Genomic DNA, 14857 nt, shown 5'->3' on the forward strand with positions numbered 1-14857 from the left:
GGTCAGCGGCCGGGTTCGTCCCACGAGGACGAAGCGCGCAGCAGGCGATCGACGTCGCGCTTGGCGCGGCTCGCGCCCGCGGCGTCCATGCGCGCCGGGAAACGCATCATCCAGTTGCCCATCGGGTCGACAACGAAGAGGTGCTCGGCAAGGGAGTGACCCGAAACAGGGGCAAGCCATTGGGCCAACTGGTCGGCTGGCACGCGCAGCACCGTCGCGCCATGCAGGCCGTTGTTCAGGCGCTCGGGGATGGGCGCAGCGTCGCTCACGAGCCAGACGCGGTCCATGCGGTCCTTCTCGCGGCCGAGGCTCTCGCGCAGTTGCCGTTGCAGGTAGAGCTGCTGCTCGCACAGCGCGTCGCAGGCCGCATCGGCCACCGCAACCAGGAGCCACTGGCCCTTGAGCGTGGCGACGTCGACGGGTGCGCCGTTGCGGTCGGTGGCGGTCAGTCTGGGCAGTTCGCGCTGCGGGTTGATCAGCTCGCCGTAGACGCTCCGGCCTTCGGGGCGAATCACGTAGTAGGTGAAGTACGACGCGATGACCGGCGCGGCGCACATCAGCAGCACCGCGATCATCTTCCAGCGACCGACGACCGTGCGCCTGCCCTCGGCGCCGTCGAGCGCCTGGTTCGGCGACGGCATCGAGTGCACCGTCAGGCCGAGCGGTTCGTCAGAGGCGGCGTTCATCGCGTGCGCGGCGCCGCGAGCGGCGGAAGGGGGTGATGAATTGGAACCAGACATAGAGGATGACGACGAGGGCCGAGAGGCCGAACCACTGGAATGCGTAACCGTAGTGCCTCTCCAAGCCCAGCGCCGGGGCCGGCCAGTCGCGCTGCAGGCCCTCGGAGGCCGGCCCGGTCTGCTGCAGCGACACATCGGTTCGCAGCGGCAACTTGGTCTCGGCACGGAACGCCTCCAGGTCGAGATTTTGCCGGATGGACGAAGACCCCTCGGCGGCCGGTGCCTGCAGAGGCGCAGAGGCCGCTGGAGCGGGCGCCGAAGCGGCGGCGGCCGGCGTGCCCAGCTCGAGCAGGTGGCTCGGCGGCGGCTCGATCAGGCCCGTGACCTCGACGATGCCGGGCGGCGTCTCGACCGCCCCTAGCTTCGTGCGGTCGACGAAATTGCGCTGCACCCAGCCGCGCTGGATCATCACTGCCTGCTCGGTGCCTTCGAGGGCGAAGGGCGTCAGCACGTAGAAGCCGGGCACGCCGTGCATCTGGCGGTTGTCGAGGTAGACCGTCTGCGGCGTGAGCCAGAGGCCGCGCAGGCGCACCGGCCGGTGCAGCGAATCGCTCGCTTGCGCAAGCGCGAGGAACTCGGCCTGGTCGAGCGCGGGCTTCTGCCTTTCGGCATCGATGCTGGCCTGCAGCGCTTCTTTCTGCGCGGCGCGCGACAGTTGCCAGCGGCCCAGCGAGACGGTGGCGGCCACCGTCAGGATGGCCGCAATGGTGAGGAGCCAGAAGCGGCCGGGGCGGTGTGGTGCTTCGCTGTTCAGGGGTTCGGGGATCACTGGAGAGGGCGGGGCGTGCGGCCGATAATGCGGGTCATGAAATATTTCGTCGCCCTGGTGTTCCTGGGCATCTTCGCGAGCCTCGGATTTGCGCTGTACTTCATGTTGAAGGACGGGCGCAATGGGCGCGCCAAGAGCGGCGGCATGGCGCGCGCGCTCACCTTTCGGATCGGCCTGTCGGTGTTTTTGTTCCTCTGCATGCTGCTCGCCTGGAAACTCGGCTACATCCAGCCCACCGGACTCCCGCTCGGCAAGTAGATGGTGCTCGTTCCACGAGAACCATGAAAAAGGCGCCTTGCGGCGCCTTTTTTCTGGAGTGACGCGAGGCTCTTCGCTCAAAGCCAATAGACCAGCATGTAGAGACCCAGCCACACCACGTCCACGAAGTGCCAGTACCAGGCCGCGCCTTCGAAGCCGAAGTGACGCTCGGGCGTGAAGTGGCCCTTCTGCAGCCGCAGCGTGATGAACAGCAGCATCAGCATGCCGATGAACACGTGCAGGCCGTGGAAGCCGGTCAGCATGAAGAAGGTCGAGCCGTAGGTGCCCGAGCTGAGCTTCAGGTTCAGTTCGGTGTACAGGTGGTGGTACTCGTAGCCCTGCACGCCCAGGAAGATGATGCCCAGCAGCACGGTGAGCCACATGAAGCGGATGGTCTGCGCACGATGGCCGGCACGCAGCGCGTGGTGGGCGATGGTGAGCGTCACGCCAGAGCTGAGCAAGAGCGCGGTGTTGATGGTGGGCAGCCAGAACGGGCCCACGGTCTGGAACGGCTCGACGATGTCGGCCGGCGAAGCGGTCGCACCGGCGGCCACGCTGGGCCACACGGCCTTGAAGTCGGGCCAGAGGATCGCGTTGTCCAGGCTGCCGAGCGCCGGCAGCGAGTGGGTGCGGGCCCACCACAGCGCGGTGAAGAAGGCGCCGAAGAACATCACTTCGGAGAAGATGAACCAGCTCATGCTCCAGCGGAACGAGAGGTCGACCTTGTGGCCGTACTGGCCGCCTTCGCTTTCGCCGATGGCGGTGCGGAACCACACGAAGAGCGTGCCTAGCCAGCCGAGCATGCCGGCCAGCAGCGACCAGGCGCCCCACTCGTGGCCGTTGATCCATTGCGCTGCACCGAGGATCACGAAGAACAGGCCGGTCGCGGCCATGACCGGGTAGGCCGATGGTCCGGGCACGAAGTAATAGGGCGTGGTGCCGTGGGTGGTTGAACTCATATCAGCTCCTGGCTTTCTTTCTTCTCTCGATTCAATCGATTCTGGTTATCGTGGGTTTCGTCATCAGGCCGTGGCAACCACATGCCGCACCAGCAGCACCAGCCCGACGACGAAAACGATCACTGCGACGAACGCCACCGCAATGATGTGCAACGGATTCAGCTTGCCCAGGTCTTCCTGGTAGGCGCTGTTCTTGCGAACGCCGAAGAACGACCAGCCGACCGCCTTGACGGTGTCCCACAGCGTGGCCTTCTTGCCTGACGAAGTCACGAGCGCGGCTCATTGGCAGTGTTCGAAACAGCGGCCACCGGTGCCGGCGGCGTCCTGCCGCCCACCTCGAAGAAGGTGTACGACAGCGTGATGGTCTTCACATCCTTGGAGATCTTCGGGTCGATCACGAACGCGACCGGCCACTGCTTCTTCTCGCCCGGATCGAGCGTGTACTGGTTGAAGCAGAAGCACTCGAGCTTGTTGAAATACGGCGCCGCCTGCTGCGGCGCGTAGCTCGGAATGGCCTGCGCGGCCATGCGGCGGTTCTGCACGTTCTGGAATTCGTAGATCACCGTGTTGAGCTGGCCCGGGTGCACCTCGATGGTCCGCTCGGCGGGCTTGAAGTCCCAGAGGCCGCCGCGCACGTTGGAGTCGAACTCGACCGTGATGGTGCGGCTCATGTCGACCTGCGTGTTGTCGGGCACGCGCACGTTCTTGCCGCCGCTCGCACCGCCCGGCACCTCGAGCTCGGAGAGCGCGAGGATGTTGATGCCGGTCATCTCGCAGATCGCGCGGTACATCGGCACCAGCGCATAGCCGAAGGCGAACATGCCGCAGGTCACGACCACGAGCTTGCCGACCATGCGGACATTGGCGCGGCGGATGCGTTGGCCGAGACTCATGGGTGCTGCTCCGGTTCGGTTGGCCAGCGGTCAGCGACCGCTGAAGAAGACCATGCGCACGATGAAGCCGATGAAGAAGATCACCGCGATGGAGGCCAACGTGAGCCCCATGCGACGGTTGTTCTTTCTTTGCTCGGGCGTCGTCATCGTCGTGCGGTCGGTCAACCGATCACCTTGGTGGCGGTCGCGTCGAGCTTGGGCGGGTTCTCGAAGGTGTGGAACGGCGCCGGCGACGGCACTTCCCACTCGAGGCCTTCAGCCGCTTCCCACGGCTTCTGCGAAGCCTTCTCGCCCTTGCCGCGCATGGTCGGCAGCACGATGAAGAGGAAGAAGTACACCTGCGCGAAACCGAAGAAGAAGGCACCGACCGACGCCAGCGCGTTGAAGTCGGCGAACTGCATCGGGTAGTCGGCATAGCGTCGCGGCATGCCGGCGAGGCCCAGGAAGTGCATCGGGAAGAAGGTCACGTTGAACGAGATCAGCGACCACCAGAAGTGCACCTTGCCGCGCGTTTCGTTGTACATCACGCCGGTCCACTTGGGCACCCAGTAGTAGAAGCCCGAGAACATGGCGAACAGCGAGCCGGCCACCAGCACGTAGTGGAAGTGGGCCACCACGTAGTAGGTGTCCTGCAGCTGCGTGTCGATCGGCGCGACCGCGAGGATCAGGCCGGTGAAGCCGCCCATCGTGAACACGAAGATGAAGCCGACCGCGAACAGCATGGGCGTCTCGAAGGTCATCGAGCCCTGCCACATCGTCGCGATCCAGTTGAAGATCTTCACGGCCGTGGGCACCGCGATCAGCATGGTCGCGTACATGAAGAACAGCTGGCCGGTGAGCGGCATGCCGGTCGTGAACATGTGGTGGGCCCACACGATGAACGACAGGATGGCGATCGACGAGGTGGCGTACACCATCGAGGCGTAGCCGAAGAGCTTCTTGCGGGCGAAGGCCGGCACCACCTGGCTGATGATGCCGAAGGCCGGCAAGATCATGATGTAGACCTCGGGGTGGCCGAAGAACCAGAAGATGTGCTGGTACATCACCGGGTCGCCGCCGCCGGCGGGGTTGAAGAAGCTGGTGCCGAAGTGGCGGTCGGTCAGCGTCATCGTGATGGCGCCGGCGAGCACCGGCATCACGGCGATCAGCAGGTAGGCGGTGATGAGCCAGGTCCAGCAGAACATCGGCATCTTCATCAGCGTCATGCCGGGCGCGCGCATGTTCAGGATGGTGACGATGATGTTGATCGAGCCCATGATCGACGAGGCGCCCATGATGTGCATCGCGAAGATGCCGGCGTCCATCGAGGGGCCCATCTGCAGCGTGAGGGGCGCGTAGAGCGTCCAGCCCGCAGCCGGTGCGCCGCCGGGCATGAAGAACGAACCCACCAGCATCAGCGCCGCGGGAATCAGCAGCCAGAAGCTGAAGTTGTTCATGCGCGCGAACGCCATGTCGGACGCGCCCACCTGCAGCGGGATCATCCAGTTCGCGAAGCCCACGAAGGCCGGCATGATGGCGCCGAACACCATGATCAGGCCGTGCATGGTGGTGAACTGGTTGAAGAGCTCGGGGTTCACCAGCTGCAGGCCGGGCTGGAACAGCTCGGCGCGGATCAGGAGGGCCAGGATGCCGCCCACCATCAGCATCGTGAAGCTGAACAGCAGGTAGAGCGTGCCGATGTCCTTGTGGTTGGTCGCGAAGACCCAGCGACGCCAGCCGGTGGGCGCCCCGTGATGCTCGTCGTGGCCGTCGTGTGCGTGGTCGCCGTGGGCGTGACCGTGGGGGTCGAGGACTGCGCTCATTTCGTTGTTCCTTGCAATTTCTTCTTCGCGGGGCGCTGCCGTATCACTTGCCGCGCAGGGCCAGCACTTCGGCCGGCTGCACCAGCTGGCCCGTCTTGTTCGACCAGCTGTTCTTGGTGTACGTGGCCACTGCCGCGAGGTCGGTATCGCTCAGTTGCTTCCAGGAAGGCATCGCGCCATTGTTCTGGCCGTTGAGCAGCACGTCGAGCTGCACCTTGTGCTCGGCAGCAACCACCTTGGCCGAGCCGTCGAGCGGCTTGATCGGGCCCGCACCCTTGCCGTTGGCCTGGTGGCAGGCGGCGCAGTTGGCGGCGTAGACCTTCTCGCCGCGCACCAGCATCTCGGGCAGCGCCCAGACCTTGGTCGGGTCGTCGAGCTTGGCGGCGGCTTCCTTGCGCTTGGTGGCAACCCAGGTCGTGTAGTCACCGGCCGAGACCACCTTCACGTGGATCGGCATGTAGGCGTGCTCCTTGCCGCACAGTTCCTGGCACTGGCCGTAGTAGTCGCCCACGGTCTCGGCGCGGAACCAGGTGTCGCGCACGAAGCCGGGAATCGCGTCTTGCTTGAGGCCCAGCTGCGGCACTGCGAACGCGTGGATCACGTCGTTGGCGGTGGTGATGATGCGGACCTTCTTGTTGACCGGCACGACCATCGGGTTGTCGACCTTGAACAGGTAGTCGTCGGGCATCACGCCCTTGGCGCCTGCATCGGACATCGCGCGCTGCGAGCTGTCGAGCGTGGAGATGAAGGCCAGGCCCTCGCCTTCGCCGTTCAGGTAGTCGTAGCCCCACTTCCACTGGTAGCCCGTGGTCTTGATCGTGAGGTCGGCGTTGGTGGTGTCCTTCTGGGCCACCAGCACCTTGGTGGCGGGCAGCGCCATCACGATCACGATGAGGAAGGGCACGATGGTCCAGATGACCTCGACCACCACCGATTCATGGAAGTTGGCCGCCTTGTGACCGACCGACTTGCGGTGCTTCCAGATCGAATAGAACATGACCGCGAACACGGCGACGAAGATGACCGTGCACAGAATCATCATGACCGTGTGGAGCAGATGCTGCTCCTGCGCGATCTTGGTCACACCGACCGGAAGATTCAACTGGCGAACCGAAGGGCCGCCGGGCAGATCGTTGACTGCGTGCGCCGCGCTGCTGAAAGCCGCGCCGGCCGCCAGCAACAGATTCGCCGGCCTGTACTTGTTGCGCCAAATGCTCATCATCGTGTTCACGTTTCTTCAATTTTTTTCGACAAACCCAACCGTGCAGCGCTGCGCAAGCCGCTTCAAGCGCCACGCAACGCCATGCGAATCTCGCGCGCCAGTGCTGCACGCAACTCCGGGCGTACATAGCGCCCTACCCTGACCGATCGACCCTGTCCCGAGACCTCGATCAGCGAGCGATCGCTGGTCTGCGGTTCGATCCGCACCTGGTGCGGAAGAAATTCCGTGCGTTCGTAGTGCCCACCGTCCTCGAGCTCCACGACCAGCCGTCCGCCCTGCAATGCGATCCGTTCTCCATCGGTCGCATGCCGCGCGTACAGCATGAATGCGAAACCCACCGCGGCCAGCTCGAGCCAGGCGAATGGCAGCACCAGCGGCGCACCGTGCAGCCAGAACACCGTACCGATACCGAGCGATACCACGCACAGCGACGCGTAGAGCCAGCCCAGCTGGCTCGGGGTCACCGAGCAGTTCCGCTTCAGGAACCAGTGAGTGCTCTGGCCTGAAACGGTGGCAAAACGAAACACGGAATTCGACACGGGCGAGTTCAGCAAATCGGTGCGTCGATGGTTGCCAAAACCCCCTCGTACACCCTCGTACAAACGGGATCCGACAGGCCCTCGATCGCGGGACAATACCCGCGAGTTTCACGCAACGGCGGATTGTAGCGGGTAGATACCGGCGCTCGCAGGCCCTGTGGGACGCCTACGGGTCACTACTACTAGGCAATCAGGCGCCTGGCCGACCTCGTTGCAGCATCGAGCGCATCTCGCGCAACGACACCGCGCTTTCGGCCGACAGCGACACGCGCGGCGTCGGCTTGAAGGCATGGCCGTAGATGACCTCGAAGGTCAGCGCGATGTGGCCGTTGCCACCCTCGGCCGGCGCCAGTTCGGGCAGCGCGCCCTTCAGCGCCTTGTGCCAGGCCTTGCCGCGCAGCGCCGGAAAACGCCCTGGGTGCAGGTTGCGCCCGAGCGTGCGCAGCTCGGCCAGCGCGGCCTCGGGCGTGGCCCAGGTCAGCACGATGCGCTCCATGTCCATCACCGGCTCGGCGAAGCCGGCATGCACCAGCATGTCGCCCCAGTCGTGCATGTCGGTGTATTCATGGCCGGCCGCGGGCCAGCGGAGACGGGCATGCAGCGCGCGCAGCTCGCGCACGGTGTCGGGGCCGAGGCACGAGAACATCAGGAAGCCGTCGGTCGCGACCAGCTTGTGCCACTGCGAGATCAGCGCCTCGGGGTCGGCCGCCATGTGCAGCGACATGTTGGCCCAGAGCAGGTCGACGCCGTCCTCGGGCGGTGCATCGAAACGGGCCTTGCCGCCCTGCCAGCGGCGCGCGCTCCACCAGGGCGCGGCCAGCGCTTCGCCGGTCCTGCCGGCCAGGGCCGGTTCGGGTTCGATCACATAGGAGGCTGCGTCGCGGTAGCGGCGTGCCACGAGTTCGTGCGCCTCGAGGCCACCTCGCAGCGGCGACCAGTCGGCCCAGGTGCGGGGTTGGGCCTTGATCCACTGCAGCCGGTCTTCCATGCGCCGGCCGATTTCTTCATGCAGCCACGGCGAGCCCTCGGCGGGCGGGAGCCGACGCCAGCGCGCGGCCGCCGTGGGGTCGATGGTCGGCGGTCTTCTTGCGGGGTCGGTGGCCATGGGGCCGTGAGTATATTGAGACCATGTTGAGCCACCGGGCCCTGAGGCCTTTCACCTCCCTGCTCGCGCGGCTGCCCAGCCAGTGCGAGGTCTGCCGTGCCTGGCCTTCGCAACCGGTGTGCGACGCCTGCGTCTCACGCTTCGCCCCGCCGGCCATGCGTTGCGGCGGCTGTGCGCTACCGGTGCCTGAAGGCGTGGCCCGTTGCGGCGACTGCGTGCTGCACCCGCCGCCGCTGGACGCCTGCCTCGCGGCCTGCACCTATGCATGGCCCTGGCCCGACGCCATCGCCCGCTTCAAGTTTCGCGGCGACGCCGGCTGGGCCGGCCCGTTCGCGACCCTGCTGCGCAGCGCGCCCTGGGTGGAGCCGGCGCTGGAGCAGTGCGACATCGTGCTGCCGATGCCGCTCGCGCCCGGCCGGCTGCGCGAGCGCGGCTTCAACCAGTCGCTCGAACTCGCGCGCCGCATGGCGCCGACCAAGACCGACGCGACGCTGCTGCTGCGCACCCGCGAAACCCCGGCGCAGAGCGGCCTCGCGCGCGCCGAGCGCCTGCGCAACCTGCGCGGCGCCTTCGCCGTGGAGCCGCTGCGCGCGGACAAGGTGCGGGGAAAACGCATCGTGCTGGTCGACGACGTGATGACCAGCGGCGCCTCGCTGTTCGCCGCGGCCGAAACGCTCCGGCTGGCCGGCTCGTCGCACATCACCGCGGTCGTGCTGGCCCGCACCGACCCACCGCGCTGACCGGCCCGCGCGCGCCGTCGACAATCGGCGCATGTTCCATATCGTCCTGGTCCACCCCGAAATTCCGCCGAACACCGGCAACGTGATCCGGCTCGCCGCCAACACGGGCTGCACGCTGCACCTGGTCGAGCCGCTCGGCTTTTCGATGGACGACCGCCTCTTGCGCCGCGCCGGGCTCGACTATCACGAGTACGCCGAAGTGAAGCGCCATGCCGACTGGCAGGCGCTGATCGATGCGGAAAGCCCCGCCGCCGACCGCATGTTCGCCCTCACTACCCGCGGCACGCGCGCCGTGCACGACGTGCGCTTCCAGCCGGGGGACTGGCTGGTGTTCGGCTCCGAAACCAGCGGCCTGCCGCTCGCGGTGCGCGACGGCTTCGCCGAGCCGCAGCGCCTTCGGCTGCCGATGCGCGAAGGGCAGCGCAGCCTGAACCTCTCGAATGCGGTGGCGGTGACGGTGTTCGAAGCCTGGCGGCAAAACGGATTCAACTGAGAAGGTGTGAATAAACCTACTGCGCGATCCGATCTCGCACCTGCGGTCCTCACCGTACAGAGTACGGCTCCGGTCCTCGGTGCAAGCTCGAACCGCTCGCTACGGTTTCTTCACACCTTCTGACCCTTCGGGCGGCAAGGGCGCATCCGGTCGGTGCGGCAGAGCGTATGGATGACATGCCGGCGCGAAAAGCAGCAGTCACTGCATCCCGCTCCGGCATCGAGTCCTTCAACGCTTTGCCTCAAGGAGTTCCGTCATGAATGCCAAGTCGATTGCCTTCGCGACCTTCGCCACGCTTGCCCTCAGCACCGGTGCCCAGGCCTTCCTGGGTGAACAGAACCCGCTGCCGCCCGCGCCCTTCCAGTCGACGCTGTCCCGCGCCGAGGTGCAGGCCCAGGCCCGCCAGCCCTTGAAGATCAGCAACGGCGGCACCGGGGTGGCCCAGCAGACCAATGGCAACACCGACCGCGCCGCGGTTCGCGCCAGCGCACTCGGCATCACGCGGCAAGGCGCCGCCACCTACGGCGAAGTGACCGACCGCCGGATGTAAGAAAAAAAGAAAGCCGCTCTCAGCGGTAGCGGCGCACCACCGATTCGGCGACGCAGGCCGGCTTGGCCGCGCCTTCGAGCTCGATGGCGGTTTCCCAGGTCATCTGGAGGCCGTCGTCGGGAATCGGCTCCGCGGTGAGCAGCTTCATGCGGGCCCGCAGGCGCTTGCCCACCGGCACCGGCGACATGAAGCGCACCCGGTTCAGCCCGTAGTTCACGCCCATGCGCGACTCCACCACGTCGAACGCGGTCTCGTAGAAGCGCGGCAGCAGCGACAGCGTCAGGAAGCCATGGGCAATCGGCCCGCCGAAGGGGCCGGCCTTGGCCCGCTCGACATCGACATGGATCCACTGGTGGTCGCCCGTCGCCTCGGCGAACTGGTTGACCTGCTCCTGCGTGACGGTGATCCAGTCGCTCACGGCGACTTCCTGGCCGACGCAGGCGGCGAGATCCTGAAGGGTCTGGAATGTCTTTTTGGTCATGCGCGGCATTCTGGCGCCAAGGGCTTCGGCGCGGCTGTCGGCATCGCGACAACCGGCCTCAGGGAAAACAAGGGGTCAGGCTTCGAGCCATTCGCAGATGGGCTGCCACTGCTCCAGGTCGCGCTGCACCCGGCCGGGCGCAATGTCGAACAGCGTGAGCCCGCGCGCTGCGAGCTGCACGTAGTTCTGCGTGTCGCGCAGCTCGCCCAGCACCGGCACGCTGAGCCCGGCGATGAATTCGTTCAGCCGGTCGGCCGCCAGGGTGCGGGCATTCACGCGCATGCCCACGAGGCCGATCTTCGTTTTCTCGGCCTTGCGCTGCTCCAGCAGCCGGTCGAGGAAATCGCGCGTCGCGTAGATGTCGAAGATGCTCGGCTGCAGCGGCACGATCACCCGGTCGGCCAATGCCAGCACCTCCTTGAAGCGCCAGCCGTGCAAGCCGGCGGGCGTGTCGAGCACCGCGTGCGTGGTGCCGCGCGGGGGCCGCACCACGGTGCTGTCGCCGGAGGCTTCCCAGGTGGAAATGGGCCGGGCCAATGGCGGGCGCAAACCCAGCCAGAGCCGCGAGGATTGCTGGCGATCCACATCGCCCAGCATCACGGCATGGCCGCGGCTCGCAAAGTAACCCGCGATGTTCGTCGCGATCGTCGACTTGCCAACGCCACCCTTGGGGTTGGCGACCAGAACCACCGGCATGAAGTTCTCCTCCAGAGCTGGAACAGGACAGGATGGTAGTGCCTCGCCCTTTTTGCACCGGTGAATCGCCTCCGGTTGCGCTATGTTCGCGGCATGACGACGACAACACTTCCGGGAAACCCCGCCGCTGACAGCGGCGGCATCTACGTGATCGCGGCCCACCCGCACTGGCGCGATTCGCGCGTGAACCGCCGCATGCTCGCCGCCGCGCGCGCGGTGCCGGGGGTGGAGGTCAACGACCTCTATGGCAGCTACCCCGACTTCGCCATCGACGTCGAGGCCGAGCAGGCCCGGCTCGCGAAGGCCAGTCTGGTCGTGCTGGTGCACCCGATCCAGTGGTATTCGATGCCGGCGCTGCAGAAGCTCTGGCTCGACGACGTGCTCGCCTACGGCTGGGCCTACGGCCCCGGCGGCACCGCCTTGCAGGGCAAGGACTTCTGGCTGGTCGCCACCACCGGCAGCCCCGAGCCGAGCTACCACCCCCAGAGCTACCACCGCTATTTCTTCGACGCCTTCCTGCCGCCCTACGAGCAGACCGCGGCGCTCTGCGGCATGCGCTTTTTGCCGCCGCTCGTCTTCTACGGCGCACGCAGCGCCGACGAGGCCGAGGTAACACGGCATGTCGACACCTACGCCCAGCGCCTGGGCAGCTACCCCGACTGGCCCGAGATCGAGGAGATCGACGCCTGCGTGGCCTGCCCCGTGCCCGAAGCCGACCGCCCGGCCGAATCCGACGACATGGGCAAGGTGGTGTCCAGCGCCTTCCACTCCGCGATGACCCGGGGCATCGCCTCCGTGTCCGCCGCCAACGAAGCCAAGAACGACGACAACAACCGGGAAGGCACGGCCTGAGCATGGAACACGCACCCGCCTGGCTGACCAGCAGCCTGATCTACCTGGGCGCCGCCGTGCTGGTGGTGCCGCTGTCGAGGTTCCTCGGGCTCGGCTCGATCATCGGCTACCTCGTGGCCGGCATCGCGATCGGCCCATGGGGGCTGGGCCTCGTGTCCAGCGTGGAGGACGTGCTGCATTTCGCCGAATTCGGCGTGGTGCTGATGCTGTTTCTCGTGGGCCTGGAGCTCGAACCCAAGCGCCTGTGGAACCTGCGCCGGCCCATCTTCGGCTGGGGCGCCGCGCAGGTGCTGACCTGCGCCGCCGTGCTCTTCGCCGCGGGCTGGGCCGTGGGCGCCGAATGGCGCGTGGCGCTGGTGGCGTCGCTCGGTCTAGCGCTCTCCTCCACCGCCATCGCGCTGCAGGTGTTCGGCGAACGCAACCTGCTGAAAACGCCGAGCGGCCAGGCCGGCTTCTCGATCCTGCTGTTCCAGGACGTGGCCGCCATCCCGATCCTCGCGCTGCTGCCGCTGCTGGCCGGTGCCACCGCCGCGGAGCAATCGTTCAGTGGCCTGGACCGCGCGCTGGAGGCGCTCAAGATCGTCGGCGTGATCGCCGGCATCATCCTCGGCGGGCGTCTCTTGCTGCGCCCGATCCTGCGCTGGATCGCGCGCAGCGACACGCCGGAGATCTTCACCGCCGCGGCGCTGCTGCTCGTGGTGGCCATCGCGGCGCTGATGCAAGTGGTGGGCCTGTCGATGGCGCTGGGCGCCTTCCTCGCCGGCGTGCTGCTGGCCGAAAGCGAATACCGGCGCGAACTCGAGACCGACATTGAGCCCTTCAAGGGATTGCTGCTCGGCCTCTTCTTCATTGCCGTGGGCATGTCGATCAATTTCGGTGTGCTGATCGCGAGCCCCTGGGTGATGGCCGCGCTGGTGATCGGCTTCATGGTCATCAAGCTGGCCGTGATCTACGCGCTCGCCAAGGCGATGGGCCTGGCCTACCAGGAGCGGCCGGTGTTCACGCTGCTGCTCGCGCAGGGCGGCGAATTCGCGTTCGTGGTGTTCCAGGCGGCGGGGCCCGACGTGCTGCCGCCCGAGATCACATCGCTATTGATCGGCGCGGTGGCGCTGTCGATGCTGCTGTCGCCGCTTCTCCTGGTGCTGCTCGACAAGTTCGTGCTGCCGCGCTACAGCCGCAACACCGGCCCGCAGATGGAAGAAATTTCCGAGCAGCAGGACGCCAAGGTGCTGATCTGCGGCTTCGGCCGCTACGGCCAGATCGTCGGCCGCATGCTGATGTCGCAGGGCCTGCGCGTGACGGTGCTGGACCACGACGCCGACACGGTCGAGGGCCTGCGCCAGTTCGGCTTTCGCGTGTTCTATGGCGATGCGACGCGGCTCGACCTGCTGCGCACCGCGGGCGCCGGGTCGGCCAAGGCCATCGTGGTGGCGGTGGACGACATCGAGCAGTCGCTCGACATCGTCGACCTCGTGACAGAGCACTTCCCGCAGGCCCGCATCATCGCGCGGGCCCGCAACGTGACCCATCTCTTCCAGCTGCGCGACCGCGGCGTGAAGGACATCGAGCGCGAGGTGTTCGAGTCGTCGCTGCGCAGCGCGCGCTCCACGCTCGAGGCGCTGGGCTGGCCGGCGCACGAAGCGCGCGAGTCGACGATGCGGTTCCGCACGCGGAACATCAAGCTGAGCGACGAGATCTATCCGCACTACAAGGACCGCGCGAAGCTGATCGCAGCCAACAAGGAAGGCCGCCAGCAGTTCGAGGAGCAGATGGCGCGCGAGCGCGAGGAACGGCAGCGCCGCTCGGGGCGCGACTGGGACCGGATCGACGAGAAGGAAGAGGCGGATTCGTAGCCGTCTTCTCCCCTCAGCCTTCGAGTCTCAGCAACCTGACCGCATTGCCCTTCAGGATCCCCGGCATCACCTCCGGCTTGAACCCCGCCGCCTCGAAGTCCTTCATCCAGCGGTCGGGGGTGATCAGCGGGTAGTCGCTGCCGAAGAGGATGCGGTCCTTCAGCAGCGTGTTCGCGTACTGCACGAGCTGCTTCGGAAAGTACTTCGGGCTCCAGCCCGAGAGGTCGATCCACACGTTGGGCTTGTGCGTGGCCACGCTCAGCGCCTCGTCCTGCCAGGGAAAGCTGGGGTGGGCCATCACGATCTGCATGTCGGGGAAGTCGATGGCTACGTCGTCCAGGTGCATCGGGTTGCTGTACTCCAGCCGCAGGCCCCCGCCGCAGCGCATGCCCGAGCCGATGCCGCTGTGGCCGGTGTGAAAGATGGCCGGCAGGCCGTGTTCGGCAATCACCTCGTAGATCGGCCAGGCCATCCTGTCGTAGGGATGGAAGGCCTGCACCGTCGGGTGGAACTTGAAGCCCTTCACGCCGTGCTCCTCGATGAGCCGGCGCGCCTCGCGCGCGCCCATCTTTCCCTTGTGCGGATCGATGCTGGCGAAGGCAATCATGATGTCGCTGTTCGCTGCCGCGGCCTCGGCGATCTCCTCGTTGGGGATGCGGCGGCGGCCCATGTTCGACTCGGCGTCGACCATGAACATCACCAGCCCGATCTTTCTTTCACGGTAGTACGCCACGCTCTCGGCGATGGTAGGACGGCCGCTGGAGCCGAAGTACTTGTCGGCGGCGCGGTCGTATTCCTCGCCGTAGTTGTCGAACGGGTTCCAGCAGCTCACTTCGGCGTGGGTGTGGATGTCGATGGCGATCAGGTTCCGGTGGTCCATGTCGTTGTCTCCAATGCGGGTAAGT

19 protein-coding genes are annotated in these 14857 nt (G+C 66.5%); 6 read left to right on the forward strand and 13 right to left on the reverse strand.

The window, feature by feature from the left end:
- Positions 1-2 precede the first annotated feature (2 nt).
- Positions 3-686, reverse strand: a complete 684-nt coding sequence (locus tag NU688_RS25820; RefSeq protein WP_257863691.1) for a hypothetical protein — start codon at positions 684-686, stop codon at positions 3-5.
- A complete protein-coding gene (locus NU688_RS25825) occupies positions 670-1509 on the reverse strand; it encodes an SURF1 family protein (RefSeq protein ID WP_257863692.1) in 840 nt (279 codons plus the stop codon). Before NU688_RS25825 ends, NU688_RS25820 begins: the two co-directional genes overlap by 17 nt.
- Before the next feature lie 27 nt (positions 1510-1536).
- On the opposite strand from NU688_RS25825, the gene NU688_RS25830 reads away from it, so the two are divergent.
- A complete protein-coding gene (locus NU688_RS25830) occupies positions 1537-1767 on the forward strand; it encodes a twin transmembrane helix small protein (protein ID WP_013543416.1) in 231 nt (76 codons plus the stop codon).
- Between the two features lie 77 nt (positions 1768-1844).
- Here NU688_RS25830 and NU688_RS25835 read toward each other — a convergent pair whose 3' ends face one another.
- The 8 genes from NU688_RS25835 to NU688_RS25870 all read right to left on the reverse strand — a co-directional run bounded on the left by NU688_RS25835 (position 1845) and on the right by NU688_RS25870 (position 8287).
- On the reverse strand, positions 1845-2726 hold the full coding sequence (locus NU688_RS25835) for a cytochrome c oxidase subunit 3 (protein ID WP_257863693.1): 882 nt from the start codon (positions 2724-2726) through the stop codon (positions 1845-1847).
- A gap of 63 nt (positions 2727-2789) precedes the next feature.
- Positions 2790-2996 (reverse strand): DUF2970 domain-containing protein, encoded by a 207-nt coding sequence (locus NU688_RS25840; RefSeq protein ID WP_257863694.1) that lies wholly within the window; start codon positions 2994-2996, stop codon positions 2790-2792.
- Entirely contained in the window at positions 2993-3619 is a 627-nt protein-coding gene (locus NU688_RS25845) for a cytochrome c oxidase assembly protein (protein ID WP_257863695.1), read from the reverse strand. Before NU688_RS25845 ends, NU688_RS25840 begins: the two co-directional genes overlap by 4 nt.
- A 30-nt stretch (positions 3620-3649) precedes the next feature.
- Positions 3650-3766, reverse strand: a complete 117-nt coding sequence (locus NU688_RS25850) for a cytochrome oxidase small assembly protein (RefSeq protein WP_007836360.1) — start codon at positions 3764-3766, stop codon at positions 3650-3652.
- Between the two features lie 14 nt (positions 3767-3780).
- Positions 3781-5421: a cytochrome c oxidase subunit I gene (gene ctaD / locus NU688_RS25855; RefSeq protein ID WP_257863696.1), complete on the reverse strand. Its 1641-nt coding sequence runs from the start codon at positions 5419-5421 to the stop codon at positions 3781-3783.
- A gap of 43 nt (positions 5422-5464) precedes the next feature.
- A complete protein-coding gene (gene coxB, locus NU688_RS25860; RefSeq protein ID WP_257863699.1) occupies positions 5465-6643 on the reverse strand; it encodes a cytochrome c oxidase subunit II in 1179 nt (392 codons plus the stop codon).
- Positions 6644-6705: 62 nt separating this feature from the next.
- Entirely contained in the window at positions 6706-7182 is a 477-nt protein-coding gene (locus NU688_RS25865) for a DUF2244 domain-containing protein (RefSeq protein ID WP_257863994.1), read from the reverse strand.
- A gap of 190 nt (positions 7183-7372) precedes the next feature.
- Positions 7373-8287: a class I SAM-dependent methyltransferase gene (locus NU688_RS25870; protein WP_257863700.1), complete on the reverse strand. Its 915-nt coding sequence runs from the start codon at positions 8285-8287 to the stop codon at positions 7373-7375.
- Positions 8288-8310: 23 nt separating this feature from the next.
- Here NU688_RS25870 and NU688_RS25875 point away from each other — a divergent pair, with 23 nt between their 5' ends.
- The 3 genes from NU688_RS25875 (at position 8311) to NU688_RS25885 (ending at position 10070) form a co-directional block, all read left to right on the forward strand.
- Positions 8311-9027, forward strand: a complete 717-nt coding sequence (locus tag NU688_RS25875) for a ComF family protein (protein WP_257863702.1) — start codon at positions 8311-8313, stop codon at positions 9025-9027.
- Positions 9028-9058: 31 nt separating this feature from the next.
- Positions 9059-9520 (forward strand): tRNA (uridine(34)/cytosine(34)/5-carboxymethylaminomethyluridine(34)-2'-O)-methyltransferase TrmL, encoded by a 462-nt coding sequence (gene trmL / locus NU688_RS25880; RefSeq protein ID WP_257863703.1) that lies wholly within the window; start codon positions 9059-9061, stop codon positions 9518-9520.
- A 256-nt stretch (positions 9521-9776) separates the two neighbouring features.
- A complete protein-coding gene (locus NU688_RS25885) occupies positions 9777-10070 on the forward strand; it encodes a DUF4148 domain-containing protein (protein WP_257863704.1) in 294 nt (97 codons plus the stop codon).
- 19 nt (positions 10071-10089) lie between these two features.
- On the opposite strand, the gene NU688_RS25890 is transcribed toward NU688_RS25885, so the two are convergent.
- Together NU688_RS25890 and NU688_RS25895 are read right to left on the reverse strand one after the other, a co-directional pair.
- A complete protein-coding gene (locus NU688_RS25890; protein WP_093438523.1) occupies positions 10090-10560 on the reverse strand; it encodes a MaoC family dehydratase in 471 nt (156 codons plus the stop codon).
- A gap of 66 nt (positions 10561-10626) precedes the next feature.
- The gene (locus NU688_RS25895) at positions 10627-11247 is read right to left on the reverse strand and encodes a ParA family protein (protein WP_257863705.1); all 621 of its coding nucleotides are present in this window, start codon (positions 11245-11247) and stop codon (positions 10627-10629) included.
- Between the two features lie 93 nt (positions 11248-11340).
- Here NU688_RS25895 and NU688_RS25900 point away from each other — a divergent pair, with 93 nt between their 5' ends.
- The gene (locus NU688_RS25900; RefSeq protein ID WP_257863707.1) at positions 11341-12099 is read left to right on the forward strand and encodes an NAD(P)H-dependent oxidoreductase; all 759 of its coding nucleotides are present in this window, start codon (positions 11341-11343) and stop codon (positions 12097-12099) included.
- Between the two features lie 2 nt (positions 12100-12101).
- The gene (gene kefC, locus NU688_RS25905; RefSeq protein ID WP_257863708.1) at positions 12102-13952 is read left to right on the forward strand and encodes a glutathione-regulated potassium-efflux system protein KefC; all 1851 of its coding nucleotides are present in this window, start codon (positions 12102-12104) and stop codon (positions 13950-13952) included.
- Positions 13953-13965: 13 nt separating this feature from the next.
- On the opposite strand, the gene NU688_RS25910 is transcribed toward kefC, so the two are convergent.
- On the reverse strand, positions 13966-14832 hold the full coding sequence (locus NU688_RS25910; protein WP_257863709.1) for an amidohydrolase family protein: 867 nt from the start codon (positions 14830-14832) through the stop codon (positions 13966-13968).
- Between the last annotated feature and the right edge of the window lie 25 nt (positions 14833-14857).

Origin of the sequence: Variovorax sp. ZS18.2.2 (assembly GCF_024701975.1) — a bacterium.
In the GTDB taxonomy this organism is placed as follows: domain Bacteria; phylum Pseudomonadota; class Gammaproteobacteria; order Burkholderiales; family Burkholderiaceae_C; genus Variovorax.